Origin of the sequence: Bradyrhizobium genosp. SA-4 str. CB756, assembly GCF_000473125.1 — a bacterium.
Taxonomy (GTDB): domain Bacteria; phylum Pseudomonadota; class Alphaproteobacteria; order Rhizobiales; family Xanthobacteraceae; genus Bradyrhizobium; species Bradyrhizobium arachidis.
On the sequence record NZ_KI421499.1, the window covers coordinates 9167499 to 9182553 of the forward strand.

Annotated in this window: 16 protein-coding genes; 7 read left to right on the plus strand and 9 right to left on the minus strand. The window is 65.5% G+C overall.

Features of this window, described 5'->3' with window-relative positions; all coding sequences use genetic code 11:
- Positions 1 to 81: 81 nt before the first annotated feature.
- On the minus strand, positions 82 to 867 hold the full coding sequence (locus BRAGE_RS0144230; protein WP_027563104.1) for a protein phosphatase CheZ: 786 nt from the start codon (positions 865 to 867) through the stop codon (positions 82 to 84).
- A 316-nt stretch (positions 868 to 1183) separates the two neighbouring features.
- Between BRAGE_RS0144230 and BRAGE_RS0144235 the strand changes: the two genes are divergently transcribed.
- A complete protein-coding gene (locus BRAGE_RS0144235) occupies positions 1184 to 1996 on the plus strand; it encodes a L,D-transpeptidase family protein (protein WP_027563103.1) in 813 nt (270 codons plus the stop codon).
- A 167-nt stretch (positions 1997 to 2163) separates the two neighbouring features.
- On the opposite strand, the gene BRAGE_RS0144240 is transcribed toward BRAGE_RS0144235, so the two are convergent.
- The 6 genes from BRAGE_RS0144240 to BRAGE_RS51220 all read right to left on the minus strand — a co-directional run bounded on the left by BRAGE_RS0144240 (position 2164) and on the right by BRAGE_RS51220 (position 7633).
- Positions 2164 to 3003: a DUF2076 domain-containing protein gene (locus BRAGE_RS0144240; RefSeq protein WP_027563102.1), complete on the minus strand. Its 840-nt coding sequence runs from the start codon at positions 3001 to 3003 to the stop codon at positions 2164 to 2166.
- Between the two features lie 125 nt (positions 3004 to 3128).
- Positions 3129 to 3974 carry a ChbG/HpnK family deacetylase gene (locus BRAGE_RS0144245; RefSeq protein WP_027563101.1) on the minus strand — a complete coding sequence of 282 codons (846 nt, stop codon included), beginning with the start codon at positions 3972 to 3974 and terminating at the stop codon, positions 3129 to 3131.
- Positions 3971 to 5008, minus strand: a complete 1038-nt coding sequence (locus tag BRAGE_RS0144250; RefSeq protein ID WP_027563100.1) for a glycosyltransferase family 2 protein — start codon at positions 5006 to 5008, stop codon at positions 3971 to 3973. The genes BRAGE_RS0144245 and BRAGE_RS0144250 overlap by 4 nt, the downstream gene beginning before the upstream one ends.
- An 86-nt stretch (positions 5009 to 5094) precedes the next feature.
- On the minus strand, positions 5095 to 6072 hold the full coding sequence (hisG, locus tag BRAGE_RS0144255) for an ATP phosphoribosyltransferase (RefSeq protein WP_027563099.1): 978 nt from the start codon (positions 6070 to 6072) through the stop codon (positions 5095 to 5097).
- A 3-nt stretch (positions 6073 to 6075) separates the two neighbouring features.
- A complete protein-coding gene (locus BRAGE_RS0144260; RefSeq protein ID WP_028146508.1) occupies positions 6076 to 7227 on the minus strand; it encodes an ATP phosphoribosyltransferase regulatory subunit in 1152 nt (383 codons plus the stop codon).
- Positions 7228 to 7417: 190 nt separating this feature from the next.
- Positions 7418 to 7633: a hypothetical protein gene (locus BRAGE_RS51220; protein ID WP_231164146.1), complete on the minus strand. Its 216-nt coding sequence runs from the start codon at positions 7631 to 7633 to the stop codon at positions 7418 to 7420.
- 202 nt (positions 7634 to 7835) lie between these two features.
- On the opposite strand from BRAGE_RS51220, the gene BRAGE_RS0144270 reads away from it, so the two are divergent.
- Both BRAGE_RS0144270 and BRAGE_RS0144275 read left to right on the plus strand, forming a co-directional pair.
- The gene (locus BRAGE_RS0144270; protein ID WP_027563096.1) at positions 7836 to 8342 is read left to right on the plus strand and encodes a hypothetical protein; all 507 of its coding nucleotides are present in this window, start codon (positions 7836 to 7838) and stop codon (positions 8340 to 8342) included.
- A gap of 10 nt (positions 8343 to 8352) precedes the next feature.
- A complete protein-coding gene (locus BRAGE_RS0144275) occupies positions 8353 to 9360 on the plus strand; it encodes a helix-turn-helix domain-containing protein (RefSeq protein WP_027563095.1) in 1008 nt (335 codons plus the stop codon).
- A 1-nt stretch (position 9361) separates the two neighbouring features.
- Here BRAGE_RS0144275 and BRAGE_RS0144280 read toward each other — a convergent pair whose 3' ends face one another.
- On the minus strand, positions 9362 to 10114 hold the full coding sequence (locus BRAGE_RS0144280) for a 16S rRNA (uracil(1498)-N(3))-methyltransferase (protein ID WP_027563094.1): 753 nt from the start codon (positions 10112 to 10114) through the stop codon (positions 9362 to 9364).
- 210 nt (positions 10115 to 10324) lie between these two features.
- On the opposite strand from BRAGE_RS0144280, the gene BRAGE_RS0144285 reads away from it, so the two are divergent.
- Together BRAGE_RS0144285 and ubiA are read left to right on the plus strand one after the other, a co-directional pair.
- Positions 10325 to 10987 (plus strand): hypothetical protein, encoded by a 663-nt coding sequence (locus BRAGE_RS0144285; RefSeq protein WP_027563093.1) that lies wholly within the window; start codon positions 10325 to 10327, stop codon positions 10985 to 10987.
- Positions 10984 to 11916, plus strand: coding sequence for a 4-hydroxybenzoate octaprenyltransferase (gene ubiA / locus BRAGE_RS0144290; RefSeq protein WP_027563092.1), 933 nt, complete (start codon positions 10984 to 10986; stop codon positions 11914 to 11916). Before BRAGE_RS0144285 ends, ubiA begins: the two co-directional genes overlap by 4 nt.
- A 114-nt stretch (positions 11917 to 12030) precedes the next feature.
- Here ubiA and BRAGE_RS0144295 read toward each other — a convergent pair whose 3' ends face one another.
- Positions 12031 to 12549, minus strand: coding sequence for a DUF6101 family protein (locus tag BRAGE_RS0144295; RefSeq protein WP_027563091.1), 519 nt, complete (start codon positions 12547 to 12549; stop codon positions 12031 to 12033).
- 278 nt (positions 12550 to 12827) lie between these two features.
- Between BRAGE_RS0144295 and BRAGE_RS0144300 the strand changes: the two genes are divergently transcribed.
- Entirely contained in the window at positions 12828 to 14219 is a 1392-nt protein-coding gene (locus BRAGE_RS0144300) for a TldD/PmbA family protein (RefSeq protein WP_027563090.1), read from the plus strand.
- Positions 14206 to 15021 carry a 3'(2'),5'-bisphosphate nucleotidase CysQ gene (locus tag BRAGE_RS0144305; protein WP_027563089.1) on the plus strand — a complete coding sequence of 272 codons (816 nt, stop codon included), beginning with the start codon at positions 14206 to 14208 and terminating at the stop codon, positions 15019 to 15021. Before BRAGE_RS0144300 ends, BRAGE_RS0144305 begins: the two co-directional genes overlap by 14 nt.
- Positions 15022 to 15055: the final 34 nt, after the last annotated feature.

Sequence of the window (15055 nt, forward strand, 5' to 3'; positions counted from 1 at the left end):
ATGACAGCGTGAGATAAATCCCCAAAAAACAAAAACGCCGGCCCCAGGGCCGGCGTTTTGCTTTATCCGTATCTGGTGCGCTCAGTCGAACAGCGCGTCGATGTCGTCCTGCGAGGCGTGGCCGACGTCGCCGGCGAGCTTCGGGCCGTTGAGGAGCTTCTCGTCGTCGCTGCGCTGGTCGACCGGCGCCGGCACATGGGCCTTGATCGCGTCGACGCCGCCCCAGATCTCCATCATCGCATTGATGTGCTGCTCGATGAACTTCATCGTGGTCATGACCTTGCTGATGCGCTGGCCGGTCAGGTCCTGGAAGTTGCAGGCTTCGAAGATCGAGATGACGCGTTCCTGGATGTCGTCGGCGAGGCGCTTCTGCTGGTCGGCCGAGTCCACCTTGGACATCGCGCTGGCGGCCTGGTCGATCGATTCCGCGGCTTCGAGGATCTGCTGGGTCGCCTGCTCGGTGCCGCCGACGACCGCGCCGAGCTCGCCATTGACCTTGGCCATCTCGCCGCCGTCGAAGCTCTTGCCGTGCAGCGTCGCGATCTCGCGCTTGGTGCGGTCGATGGCGTCGTGGATCAGGTCGAGCTCGACCTTCAGCTTCTCGCACTGCTCGATCTGCGCGCGGTAGGTCTCGAGCATGGTGCGGGCTTCGGAAAGCTCGTGGGCCGTGGACGCGTCGATCGCCGCCATGGCCGCGCTGCCGGACAGCGGGGCAGCCACAACGCCCTTGGCCATCTGTGCGCGGATCGCACGCAACTCCGCCATGATCTCGCTATGCATCGGGCCTGCCTCTTCGGTTACGTCAAGAATCGGCATCTCGCCACCGACGATATCTTCGACGCGAAAACGTTTGCGGTGAACAGCCATCAGGATACTCCCCCCACCTCACTCACGCGTCTTTGTAGGCAGAAGCGATTTAACACGAAGTTCACAGCCGGAACTGTGTTTGCAGACGCGCGCGGCGGCGCGCAAAGACGCGATTAACCATGCGCGCGCGGCATTCATCGAAAATAAACGCTGATCGCCAAATTGCAGCCTCGTGCACGACGTGGTGAATCGAAACGGCCTTTCCGTTTACCAAACAAAACGGCTTTTGCTCTTTATTGACCACGTCGAGGGGCGCGATCAGCCATCAGCTCTCCAAGACGCAAATGATCTAGACGAAACAGTACAGAGTACGTCGATGTTCAAGAAAATGTCTGTCGCGCTGCTCGGCAGCGCTTGCTCCGTCCTGGCCGGCGCGAACAGCGCGAGCGCCTTCGACAACACGGTGCCGAACGATCCGCCCGCGGTGCTCTACGCCCCGCAGGTGCCCCCCGCGCCGGTGCGCGTAGCCTCCAATTCGAACATGGGCGGCGGCTTCATCGAGTTCCTGTTCGGCGACGGTCCCGGCCGCGGTCCGGCCTACGCGCCGCAAGCGCCGGTCTATCAGCAGCAGCCCGGCTATTACGACCAGCGCCGCCTGCCGCCGATGGGCGAGCCGCAGATGCAGGGCGGATACCAGCAGGGCGCGCTCCAGCAGGAAGCGATCGATCCGCGGCAGCGTCCGTTCGATCCGAGATTCGAGAAACAGATCGTTGACTATAGCGGCAAGGAAACTGCCGGCACGATCGTGGTCGATACGCCGAACAAGTTCCTCTACCTCGTCGAAGGCAACGGCAAGGCGATGCGTTACGGCATCGGCGTCGGCCGTCCCGGCTTCACCTGGTCGGGGGTCAAGTCGATCACGGCAAAACGCGAATGGCCGGACTGGACGCCGCCGGCGGAAATGATCGCACGCCGTCCCGATTTGCCCCGGCACATGGAAGGCGGGCCGGAAAACCCGCTCGGCGCCCGCGCGATGTATCTCGGCTCGACGCTCTACCGCATCCACGGCTCCAACGAGCCCTGGACCATCGGCACCAACGTCTCCTCCGGCTGCATCCGCATGCGCAACGAGGACGTGATCGACCTCTACGGCCGCGTCAATGTCGGCACCAGGGTCGTGGTGATGTGATGTTCTTGCTTCGCCTCTCCCCGCTTGCGGGGAGAGGCTGCATTGCATCGGAGATGCAATGCGGGTGAGGGGGAGTCTCCGCGAGTCCAACTCTCACTCATTTTGCGGAGAGAGCCCCTCGCCCCAACCCTCTCCCCGTAAGAACGGGGAGAGGGAGAAGACCGGCCTCACGCGTAATCGCTGCCGCCATCGTCGCCGCCGCCGAAATCGCTGTCGTCGGCCATGTCCATGTTGCCGTCGTCGTGATCGTCGTCGTAATTCTGGTCGTTGTTGTCGCGATCATTCGAGGCCTGGTCGAAGAAGCCTTGCTGAGAATCCTGGCGAGAATCCCGGTTCGAGCCGACGTCGTTGAGGCCGGCATCGCGCGCGAGCGAGCCGCCGGACTGGTCGCTGCTACCGCCCCACGGGCTGCGATCGCCCAATGCGTTGGTGTCGCCAAAGGCCTGCTGGTGCCCGCCGCCCATCATGCCGCGGATGCTGGAGAGCAGCAGCGAGCCGCCGACGACGCCGGCCGCGGCTGCCGCCGCCGTGCCGAGGAACGAGCCGCCGCCACCGCCGACCGGCGGGGCGCCATAGCCCGGAGCTTGGCCCTGACCCGGACCTTGTCCGTAAGCCTGACCATACGGCGGCTGGCCGTAGCCCGGCTGGGTCTGCTGCATCGCTTGGCCGGTGTTCCAGACCGGCCGCTGCTCACGCGGCGGCACGTTCGGAACGGAACCGTGCGACTGGCTGCCGCCGAACAGCGTGTCGCGCATGGTGTCCAGGAAGCCGCCGGACTGCTGCTGCTCGGGCGCATGGGCCGCTTCCAGCTCCTGGATGCGGTTATGGGCGCGCTTCAGTGCTTCGTCCTGTAACAACGTGGTCTGCACCAGGGCGTAGATCGCGCCGGGTGCCTTGCGCAGGCCGTCGGAGATCGCGGTGATCGCGTCGGGATCGCGCGGTGCATTTTCCAGTTTCGAAAGCCGGTCGAAAAGCTCGTCAACGAGCTGGCGTTCCTGCGGCGTCATGATCAATCTCCCTCGCGCAAACCAAGCGCGAGCAAGATGTAGGGTTCCATTATGGCCCCAACAGTGCCGGCCGGATTAAATTTCAGTATGCGACAAGCTGACCCGCGGCTTGTTTTCCGCCGGGTTCACCCCAGCGTGACGCCGCTGTCCGCCAGCAGGCGCGCGAAGGCATCGCTGGCAAGATACGCGTGCTCGCGCTCGCGGACGTCGGTCATCGGATCGAGGCCGGTGAGGACATCATCGACGAAACCGGGATGGCACATCACGAGGCCGCCGTCGGGGAGGCCTTGGAGGAATTGCCGCATCAACGCGCCGAAATCGGCCGCGCGCGTGAACTCATAGGCGCCGGCAAAGCCCGGATTGAAGCTGAGGCGAGCGCCACCCGCGCGGCGGCGGAATTGCGCGCTGAGGATATCGAGCACCATGGCCTTTGGGGAGGCGAGGCGCTGGGCCAGCGGCAGGTTGCGGCCGCCCTGGCGAACCCAGGCTTTCGGCGCGCCCTCGCTGACGGCATCGACAAAGCCGTCGCGCACCTGCGGAAAGAGCTGCACATGCTGGTGGCCGTCGACAAAGTCGGGCGCGCGGCCGAACGCTTCCACGAAGGCCGCCAGCTGCGCCTTCACCTCGTTGCGAAAGAATTCGCGGTCGAGCCGGCGTGCAAGCCCGGCGCGCAGCAGCTTTGGAAACGGCAAGAACATGTCGCCGTCGAGGGGGCGGAAGTGCATGGTGAGCGGCCGGAACGGCGCCGACAACGTCACGTGCAATCCGATAGCGCAGCGCCGGCTCGCCTTCACGGAGGCCTGGAGCGCTTCGACCTCGCTGCGTTCGATCGCGGGGCCGACCACCATCACCGAGGTCGCGTTGAGGCGGCCGCGTTCGATCAGGTCGCGGATGGCGCGGTTGACACCCGGGCTGATGCCGTAATCGTCGGCGCAGAGCCAGATCCGCCGCAGACTCGCGGCCGCGCTCATTCGGCCGCGGTCCTCTTGGCGGCGTCATCGGCCTCGAAATGCTTCTCGCTGTGCTCGGCGACGAAGTAGATCGGGCGTGCCTTCAGCTCGGAGAGGATCTTGCCGATATATTCGCCGACGATGCCGATCATGATCAGCTGCACGCCCCCGATCGTCATCAGGCCGACCACGAGCGAGGGATAGCCGGGCACCTGCTTGCCTGTGGTGAACACCTCCCAGAGGATTGACAGGCCGAACAGGAAGGCGATGCCGGCGAGGATGACGCCGAGCAGGCTGGCGAAGCGCAGCGGCGCCACCGAGAACGAGGTCAGGCCCTCGATGGAAAGACCGAGCAGGCGCGCGGCATTGAAGGTCGTGACGCCATGGGCGCGGGGCGCCGGCTCGTAATCGACGCGGATCTGGCGGAAGCCGATCCAGCTGGCGAGGCCCTTGAAGAAGCGGTTGCGCTCCGGCAGCTGCCGCAGCGCCGTGACCGCGCGCGGCGAGAGCAGGCGGAAGTCGCCGGCGTCCTCCGGAATCTTCTGGCGCGCGCCCCAGTTGATCAGGGCGTAGAAGCCGTGCACGGCGAGCCGCCGCAGGAAGGTTTCGTTGTCGCGATGCGCCTTGGCGGTATAGACGACGTCATAGCCGTCTTCGATCCAGTGTCGCACCAGCTGCTCGATCAGGGCCGGCGGATGCTGGCCGTCGCCGTCCATGAACATCACGGCGCCGAGCCGGGCATGGTCGAGGCCGGCCATCAGCGCCGCCTCCTTGCCGAAATTGCGCGACAGCGACACCACCTGGACGTCGATCGCGTCGGCCGGCAGCGAACGGGCGATCGACAGCGTCGCATCCGCGCTGCCGTCGTCGACATAGACGACCTCGCAGGACAGCCGATAGCGCTGCCGCAGCGTCCTGGCGAGATCGCAGATGCGCTGGTGCAGGGCGGCAAGGCCCGCCGCCTCGTTGTAGACGGGGACGACAATCGACAGCCCCTTCGCGGCGGCGCTGCTTGGGGTGGTTGTCAGGCCGGAAACGTCAGAGCCCAGCGTCATCGATTAGGGTTCCAGAGGCGATCAAGTCTTCTCAACAGCATATGGTAGCTGCCGTTTGCTGTCGCTACGCTGAACGAACCTGAGGCTCACCGCCGCAGGAACGCCTCGAGTTTGGCGAACAGCGGGTTCTCCCGGTCGAACACATAGTCGAGCGAGACCACCGAGACGGTCTCGGCGCCGTGCTCGCGCAGGAAGCTGGCGACCGCATAGAGCTGGCCCGGCGGGCAGTGCAGCGTCAACATGCCTGACGAGGTCGGGCCGCCGAACGGGGCCTCGACGCCGAACCGGGTGTGGGCTTCGCCGAGCAGCGCCGCGTCGCACTGGCGGAAGCGGGTGCGGACCTCGCGGTATTTGTTGGCCCGCGCCCTTGCGGCGATGTGGTCGAGGATGACGCGCGCGGTCTCGCGCGCCTGCGACGACCAGTCGGCGTCCTTCGACGCCACCAGATTGGCCTGGCTGCGCAGCATCACGCCGTCGTCGAGCACCCGCAGGCCGTTGGCGGCGAGCGTGGCTCCCGTGGTGGTGATGTCGACGATCAGCTCGGCGCTGCCGGCCGCCGGCGCGCCTTCGGTGGCGCCCGCGCTTTCGACGATGCGGTAATCGGTGATGCCATGCTGCGAGAAGAACGTGCGGGTCAGGTTGATGAACTTGGTCGCGACCCGCATCCGCATGTGATGCTGCTCGCGGAAGCCGGTGGTGACGTCGTCGAGGTCGGCCATGGTGCGGACGTCGATCCAGGCCTGCGGCACCGCGACGACGACGTCGGCATAGCCGAAGCCGAGGCCCTCGATCAGCGACACGCGCTTGTCGGCGTCCGCGATGTTCTCGCGCACCAGGTCCTCGCCGGTGACGCCGAGATGCGCAAAGCCGCGGGCGAGCTGCGCGGCGATCTCGCTGGCCGAGAGATAGGCGACCTCGACATTGTCGAGGCCTGCGATGGTGCCGCGATAATCGCGTGCGCCGCCGGCCTTCGACAGCTTGAGGCCGGCGCGGGCGAAGAACGCTTCGGTGTTTTCCTGAAGGCGGCCCTTGGAGGGAACGGCCAGAACGAACGGCGCGCTCATGACTTAAGCTCCCACCTTGCGGCCGATGCGGCTCAGCGCATCGATCCAGACCGAGAACCCGACGGCGGGGATCGGCTCGGCCGATCCAAGCTGGGTCATCAGCCCGTCATAGCGGCCGCCGGCGACCAGCGGCTCGACGCCGTTGCCGCGGTGATGCAACTCGAATTCGAAGCCGGTGTAATAGTCGAGGCCGCGCCCGAACGCTGTCGAGAAGCGCGTCTGCTTCACGTCGATTCCGCGCGCCGCCATGAAGCCGACCCGGCTCTCGAACTGGTCGATCGCGGCAGACAGATCGAGCTTCGCATCCGCGGTGAGCGCGCGCAGCTCGGCGATGGCGTCGTCCGGATTGCCTGATATCGACAGGAAGCGCTTGAGCACGGCGATCGCCTCGCGCGGCAGCGCGCCGCCCTTCAGCGTCGATTGCTCCAGGAAACGATCAGCGATCTCCGCCGTGGTGCGGCCGCCGACATTTGTGGTGCCGGCGATCGACATCAGATCGGTGACGAAGGCCAGCGCCGCCTTGCGGTCGGAGCCGGCGAGTGCGGCGAGCACGCCCTCATATTCGCTGCGGGTCGCGGTGGCCGCGGCCGCCAGCTTCTCCAGATCTTTCTCCAGACTGATCTTGCGGTTGAAATCCTTGACCAGGCGGCGGCGCCAGACCGGAAAAAGGTTCAGCGCGTCGAGCAGCGCATTGAACAGCGCGACGTCGCCGGTGCGGATCTCGACATCGCGGACGCCGAAGGCCCCCGTGGCCTCCAGCGCCAGCGCCAGCATCTCGGCGTCGGCCGCGGCGCGGTCCTGACGACCGAACGATTCGATGCCGGCCTGAAGGAATTCGCTGGCCTGGCCGCTGCGGTAGCGGAACACCGGACCGAGATAGCTGAACCCCGCCGGCTGGCCGGCCTGGCTAGATGCGAGGTAGTCGCGGGCGACCGGAATGGTGAGGTCCGGCCGCAGGCAGAGCTCCTCGCCGGAGAGGTCCGTGGTCAGGTACAGGCTCTTGCGGATGTCCTCGCCGGAGAGGTCGAGGAACGGCTCGGCCGGTTGCAGGATCGCGGGCTCGGCCCTGACATAGCCGGCCTGCGCGAACGACAAGAGCAGCGTATCCGCCCAGGCGGCGGAGCCGGCAGCATTTGAGGTGGCAGTCGCGGTCATCTCAGGGTCCATCGTCCCGGTGGAACCGGGCAAGGCAAGGGGGAGGCGAATTGGCGCAGCCCTTAGCATGGCCCGAAAGCGGTTTCGACCTCCAATGGATCAATCCCTTAACGGCTTTGGAGCTGGAAGGACGCGATCTCGCGGAAAGTGTCTCAGGTAATTTAATACCTGAAAACGAGAGGTCTGGCTTTCATTCGGTTTGGCCAGCGACGTCTATGGACCCATCGTCAGGCAATGCGCCGGTGGAAGCGAAGACAAGCCCTGCTGCTTCCAGCACAGCGTGATCTGCGAGCTGCTCGGCAAGCTCGAGAATTCTGTGCCTTTTGCCCGGGTCCCTTATGCCGAGAAACGCCTTGATCAGCCCGAGTTCCTCGCGCCGCCGCATCTCCAATGCATCGTCGTCCATGGTCAGGTCGTCCCCAGCGGCAGCCTCATTGCTGGTCGCTGATTTTGTGCGTCGCATGCGACTCGCCGCCGCAACCGCAGGCTCGACCTCACATTGAGAAATTGAGTGCGGCGGGCAAGTCGTCGCATACTCATTTTGGGTATGGCGGATCATTCATCTGCTGCCGCCCTTCGTTTACAATGTAAATATTGGTTTCCGATTCATGCGCAATACTTCAGATGTTATCCGGGCGGTCTCGCGGCATACGCTGGCCTATATGCTGTTTTCGATCAGCGAGATGTTCCGGCATTACGACGAGTTCGATCCGCTGGACCTTCTGATCGTTCATGCAATTCTCAACGCGAATGTCATCAATGTGATGAACGACCCGTCGCTGGACGAGAGCTTCTCCAGCATTCATGCGGTCGAGCCGGATGCGATCAAGCAAGGTGTGTCTCGGGCGGCACTCTCTCGCTTCCTCAGCCTGCCGCTCGAGACAGTTCGCCGTCGCGTGACAGGACTTAAGAAACGAAAGATTCTCGCCGAGACCAAGGCCGGGCTCATCGTGACCGAGCAGAACGCTTTCAGGTTTGGGAACAATCACGAACTGCAGAAGACCAATATGCTGTTGCTGACCAAACTGCTGCGCGATCTCAAGCGCTCCGGCATCAACGGGCCGGACGATCTGCGCGTCCGCAAGGGCGCTACATCCACGAGGAAGGCGAAATAAGCGGCGGGATATGGATCGAAGCCATCTCAACATCGCTCGCGATGGAGCGCAAAAAATAGCGGCGAACGGCGGGCTGTCTTTTCAGGGGCTGAGGCCATCCGCTGCCCTCGAGCTTCAATCGTACGACTTCGATCATTTCGGCGAAACCGAGCGATATGCCGGCGCGTCCAGCATGCCGCTGTCTGTCGGGACAACTGCCATCATGCGCGCCAGGCTTAGCCTGCCAAACATGACTCTCTCGCTGGTGAAGACGTTCCCGCGGATCATTCGCGGTTATGACCTGGCCCATGCCGTCGCCGTGGTGGTTCCGATGGATCATGTGACCGCGACCCGGATCAACGGGCGGACGATTGGCAGCTCGATCGTGATTCTAAAGGGAGCGTCCGATTGCCTGGTCTATGAGCCCGAGGGGCGCCTGATAGGTGTTGCATATTTCAGTGCGCCCGGGCGCGAGCCTTGGGGACAATTGAGCGACGGCTATCACCTGCTGAATGCGGCACCGGGCATGCTCGCCTCTCTGCGCGGCTTGATCTCCACGACGCTTGAAACCGCAGCCTATGATCCAGACGTCCTGGACGAGCCGGCCTCGCGAGCCGTCGTCGAGCAATCGCTGCTCAGCACCGTGGATGCCGCAATCCGGACCAGCGTGACTAGTGCGGCTGCTCCATCCCTGACGAATCGCTATCGGCAGATCGTCGTGGACATGGAAGAGTCGATACGGCGCAATCTGATGATCTGGCCCAAGACCACCGAACTGGCAGAGCAGGTGGGCGTGTCGGTTCGGACCCTCCAGAGCGCGACGCTGGCCATTTGCGGCATGAGCCCGAATCGCTACAGCCGGGTGTTGCGCCTTTGGTCGGTGCGCAAGCAGCTGCGCGTCGGCCCGGCAGCGCGCAGTGTGAAGTCCTGCGCGATTGCGCATGGCTTCTGGCATCTGAGCGAGTTCGCGGCGAGTTACCGGGCAGCCTTCGGGGAACTGCCGTCCGAGACCTTGCAGCGGTCGCTGCGAGGGGAATAGGCTAACCGCCGCCCCAATCGCCCAGCACCGCTTGCACCAGCGCCAGCGCTGCCACCGCGGCGGTGTCGGCCCGCATGATCCGCGGACCCAGCGCCAGCCGCAGGATCTTGGGCTGCCGCAGCAGCAGGGCCCGCTCTTCTTCGGCAAAGCCGCCTTCGGGACCGATCAGCACGTCGACGCCGTGGCCGGCCGCCTCGCGCGCGTTTTGCAGGTTCTGGACAGGATTTTGGACGTCTGCCGCTTCATCGCAGAAGATCAGCAGCCGATCGGCGGGGCGCTGGCTCAGGTAGCGCTCCAGCGGCACCGGCTCGGCGACACCGGCGATGCTCAGGATGCCGCATTGCTCGGCCGCCTCGACCACATTGGCGCGCATCCGCTCGGTGTTGACCCGGGAAGCCTGGGTGAACCGGGTCAGGACTGGTTGCAGCGTCGCGGCACCCATCTCGATGGCCTTCTGGACCATGTAGTCGAGCCGGGCATGCTTGAGCGGGGCGAAGACGTAGGCGAGGTCGGCCAGACGGTCCTGGGGCCGGGTCTGCTGCAGGATCACCAGCCCATCCGGCCGCTTGCGGCCCTCGATGGCGGCCTGCCACTCGCCGTCGCGGCCGTTGAAGGCCAGAACTTCGGCCCCGGCGGCCAGCCGCAGCACATTGCCGAGATAATTGCTCTGGTCGCGGTCGAGCGCGACCCTGGCGTCCTGGGCCAGGGGAGCGTCGACGAACAGGCGGGGGGCGCGGAAATCGTGGGAAGGCATGGTTCGAAGGTCCGATTTGCCGGCTTTCTTAACCGAAAGCAGCACTTTCGGGGTAAATATCGCCACTTTGGTGCGTCCCGACGCCGCGCTCTTGCCCTATTCGACGGGTTGTTAAGGGCCGGCGGGAATCGTAAATACGCGAGCACGCTGGTTGCGCTTCAATTGGGAAGACGCCGAGCCCCGTAAGCTCCTGCCGGAGAGACTGTCTTGATGATCCGTCATTTGATGGTTCCGATCACTGTCGCCATGATCAGCCTGGGCGCCGCGGGCGCCTATGCGCAAAGCGCCTTCCCGGCGCCGCTACCGAACCAGGCTGCGAGCAGCTCGGCCTTTCCGCCCGTGAACGGCTCGGCGCCGACCGCCTCTGTCGGCGCGGCACCGCAATCCTCGTTTCCCGTGAATGGCGCTGCGCCCATTGGCGGCGCCGGCGCCTTCAGCGCCGCTCCGCCGACGCAGGCCGGTTCCGGTGAGGACTGCATGAAGGCGTTCTTGCCTCTGCGCGAGGAGGCCGAAAAGCGCGGCAAGCTGATCAAGGCCGCGAGCGACCGTCACGCCCCGCCGGACGAGGCCTGCAAGCTGATCCGCAATTTCAGCCAGGCTGAAACGAACATGCTCAAATACATCGAGAAGAATTCCGCCAAATGCGGCATCCCGGCACAGGTCGGCGCGCAGATGAAGGAAGGCCACAAGAACACCGAAGCCATGACGACGAAGGTCTGCAACGTCGCGCAGCAGATGCAGCAACAGCAGGCGCGGCCGGCCGGTCCGTCGCTGAGCGAGGTGCTGGGGTCTGGTTCTGCGCCTGAAGCCAATGCCGGCAAGAAGGGCGGCAGCACCTTCGACACGCTCAACGGCAACGTCCTCACCCGATGAGCGACACATCCGCCCGTGTTGCCGATTCCACCGGCAACTGGGTCGATACGCTCGCGCCGCATTGGGCGCGACCTTACTTGCGCCTGTCCCGCTTCGATCGTCCGATCGGCTCCTGGCTCTTGTTGATGCCGTGCTGGTGGTCGGCCGCGCTCGCGAGCGGCATGGCGCACGACGTCCGCCGCCTGCCGCTCACCATTGTGCTGTTCTTCATCGGCGCCTTTGCGATGCGCGGGGCAGGCTGCGCCTGGAACGACATCACCGACCGCGACCTCGACGCCAGGGTCGAGCGCACCCGCTCGCGGCCGCTGCCCGCGGGGCAAATCACCGTGAAGCAGGCGCTGGCCTTCCTGGTCGCGCTGGCGCTGGTCGGCCTCGTCGTGCTGCTCCAGTTCAATCGCTTTGCCGTCGTGACCGGCATCGCCTCGCTCGTCGTTGTCGCCGTCTATCCCTTCATGAAGCGCGTCACCTGGTGGCCGCAGGTCTTCCTCGGGCTCGCCTTCTCCTGGGGCGCGCTGATGGGCTTTGCCGTCACCTTCGGCCGCATCGACATCACCGCGCTGGTGCTCTATGCCGGGTCGATCGCCTGGGTGATCGGCTATGACACGATCTACGCGCATCAGGACGCCGAGGACGACGCGCTGATCGGCGTCAAATCCACCGCGCGCCTGTTCGGCGCGCACACGCACCAGGCCTTGATCCTGTTCTACGGCCTCGCGGTGGTGCTGATCGGTGTCGCGCTGGCATCAGGTGATGTGCGCTGGCCGGCATGGCTCGGGCTTACGGCCTTCGCCGCGCACCTCGCCTCGCAGATCGTGCGCCTCCGGATCGACGATCCCGAGCTGTGCAAGCGCCTGTTCTATTCGAACAAGCACGCGGGCCTGCTGCTGTTTGCGGGATTGCTGACGGACGCCGTGATGCGGGCGGCGTGACGCCGTAGGGTGGGCAAAGGCGCCCTTGCGCCGCGCCCACCATCTTTCCGAGAAAAAGATAGACGAGGTGGGCACGCGTCGCTTTGCCCACCCCACGGCACCTGTGAGTGCCGTTCAATTCCGCGCGATGATCTCGTGTTCGCCGAGATGAACCGGCAGCTCGCGCGCGACGCCGGCGCGGCGGCGCATCAAGAATTTCGGACGGCGGGTGCGGATCGCGTTGGCGCGGCGACGGCGGGCTGCGGGCTTGCGCGCGCCTTCGTCGAGCTGCGGCAGCGCGAAAAGCTCGCTCCAGATCGCCCAGGCCTCGTTGAGTTCTTCGCCGTCGGCGCTGACCTGCAGCGGAACGGAGAGCGAGGGATCGCGATGCACGAGGACGAGCGCCTGCGCCTCGTCATTGCCGCGCAGCGCAACGCCGACGAAGTCGCTGACGCGCACGTTGATCGCCATCTGCATGCCGCGGACGGCACGGCGCAGCACGACGCGTTCGCGATGAAGCTCGATCTGCCGGGTGTAACCGTCGGCGCGCGGATCGTGCGCATCGAAGCGGACCGGAAGGGAAAGAGGGTCGAGCCGCAAGGAGCGGCTCGACCCGGCGGGAGCGACCCCGCTTGTTGATGTTTGACGCCTCACGGCTTTCATTCTCCCCGCCGAGATTATGTTCCCGGTCGATGCGAGGACCTTAGCGCGTCCATTTCCGAAACCGCTTAAAAAGGCTGGTTAATCCAACCTCACCGCCGCGCATGATTGACAAGACCTTGGCGCGCATGATTGACGAGACGTTGCCTTGGACGTGCGAATCTGAGCCTTTTGCGGGCTGAAAACGCTTGAAGTCCGCACCATTTGGGCACATCTGGTGGTCACGGCGCCTGTCGCCCCGAAACCTCCCGCGCCCCAACAGGATTTCGTTTGTGAACCCTTCACCAAGCTCGACGCTTTCGCCTAAAGCCAATCGCGATCTGTTCGATCAGTCCGCGCTGTCCGATCTCGCACAGCGGCTGGTGGAGGCGGCGAGGCGCGCCGGCGCGGATGCGGCCGATGCGGTCGCGGTGCGCGGCGTCTCGCAAGGCGTGGAGGTGCGCGACGGCCGCGTCGAGGAATCCGAGCGGTCCGAGGGCGACGATGTCGGCCTGCGCGTGCTGGTCGGCCAGCGCCAGGCGGTGGTCTCGACCAACGACGTCAGCGGCGATGCCGTGACCAAGCTCGCCGAGCGCGCGGTGGCGATGGCGAAGGTCGCGCCATCAGACAAATATGTCGGCCTCGCCGATCCCGCGCTGCTCGCGCGCGACTTCCCCGATCTCGATCTGCTCGATCCCGACGTGCCCGCAACTTCAGAGCTCGAGCGCCGCGCGCTGGCTGCTGAAGCCGCCGCGCTCGCCGTGAAGGGCGTGACAAAATCCGGCGGTGCGTCGGCATCGGCCGGCATGGGCGGCATGGTGCTCGTCACCTCGACCGGCTTCCACGGCTCTTATTTGCGCTCCAGCCAGGGCATCTCGGCCACCGCCATATCAGGCGAAGGCACCGGCATGGAGCGCGACTACGACTTCACCTCGGCGCCGCATGGCGCCGATCTGCTGTCGCCGGAGGTCGTCGGCCGTTCCGCCGGCGAGCGCACGGTGGCGCGCTACAATCCGCGCAAGGTCGAGACCTGCAAGGTGCCCGTCGTGTTCGATCCGCGCGTTGCCGGCTCGCTGGTCGGCCATCTCGTCGGCGCCATCAACGGCGCCTCGATCGCGCGCAAGACCAGCTTCCTCAAGGACAAGCTCGGCCAGCAGCTGTTCGCCAAGAACATCCGCATCATCGACGATCCCTTGCGCAAGCGCGGCCTGCGCTCGCAGAGCTTCGATGCCGAAGGCGTCGCAGTGAAGCGGACTGCGCTCGTCGACGAGGGAGTGCTGACGACCTGGCTGCTCGACTGCGCCACCGCGCGCGAGCTCGGCCTCGTCACCACCGGCCACGCCCATCGCGGCGTCTCGTCCTCGCCCTCGCCGGGGCCGTACAATCTGCATCTCGAGCCCGGCACACCGACGCCGGCCGAGCTGATCTCCGACATCAAGCAGGGATTCTACGTCACCGATTTGATCGGCTCGGGGGTCAACGGCGTCACCGGCGATTACAGCCGCGGCGCCTCCGGCTTCTGGATCGAGAACGGCGAGATCACCTATCCCGTCAGCGAGGTGACGATTGCGGGCCACCTGTTCGAGATCTTCAAATCGATGCAGCCGGCCAACAATCTGGAGTTCCGCTACGGCATCAATGCGCCGACGGTGCGCATCGAGGGTTTGACGCTTGGCGGACGTTGACGCGCACTCCCTCGAAACCATCCTGACGCGCGATGCGGCGCTGCTGAAAGACACGGTGCGGGAGGCGGGCAGCCTCGCGCACTCGATGTTCCGCACCGAGCTGAGGAAGTGGATCAAGGGCGCGTCCTCGCCGGTCTCGGAAGCCGACATCGCCGTCAACGACCTGCTCGAGGCGCGCCTGCGCTCGGCGACTCCAGGCTATGGCTGGCTGTCGGAGGAGAGCGCCGACGATTCCACGCGGCTGTCGCGGCGGCTGACCTGGGTGGTCGATCCCATCGACGGTACCCGCAACTATCTCAACGGCCATGACGAATGGTGCGTCAGCGTCGCGCTGGTCGAGGATGCCGCGCCGGTGCTGGCCGCGGTGTACGCGCCGACCACCAACGAGTTCTTCTTCGCGGCCCGCGGCCAGGGCACGACGCTCAACGGCAAGGCCGTGCGGGCGGCGGGCGGATCGGCGCTCGACTTCTCCCGCGTCGCCGGCCCGAAGCCGATGGTCGAGCGGCTCAATACCGCCGGCGGCGACATCAAGCTGCATCCGCGAATCGGCTCGCTCGCGCTGCGCCTGTGTCGGGTCGCCGATGGCGTGCTGGATGCGGCTTTTGCGGGCGGCAACAGCCATGATTGGGACCTTGCGGCGGCCGATTTGATCGTGCAGGAAGCGGATGGTAGGATGAGCGACCTCTCCGGAGATCCCATCCTCTATAACCGCCGGGAAGTGGCGCACGGGGTGCTGGTGGCAGCGGGTCGCGATCGTCATGCGAGCATTGTCGCGCATCTTCGAAACCGCCCCTTAGCCTGAAGCGCTTTCGTCGTGCTTGTCGAACACTGCTTTG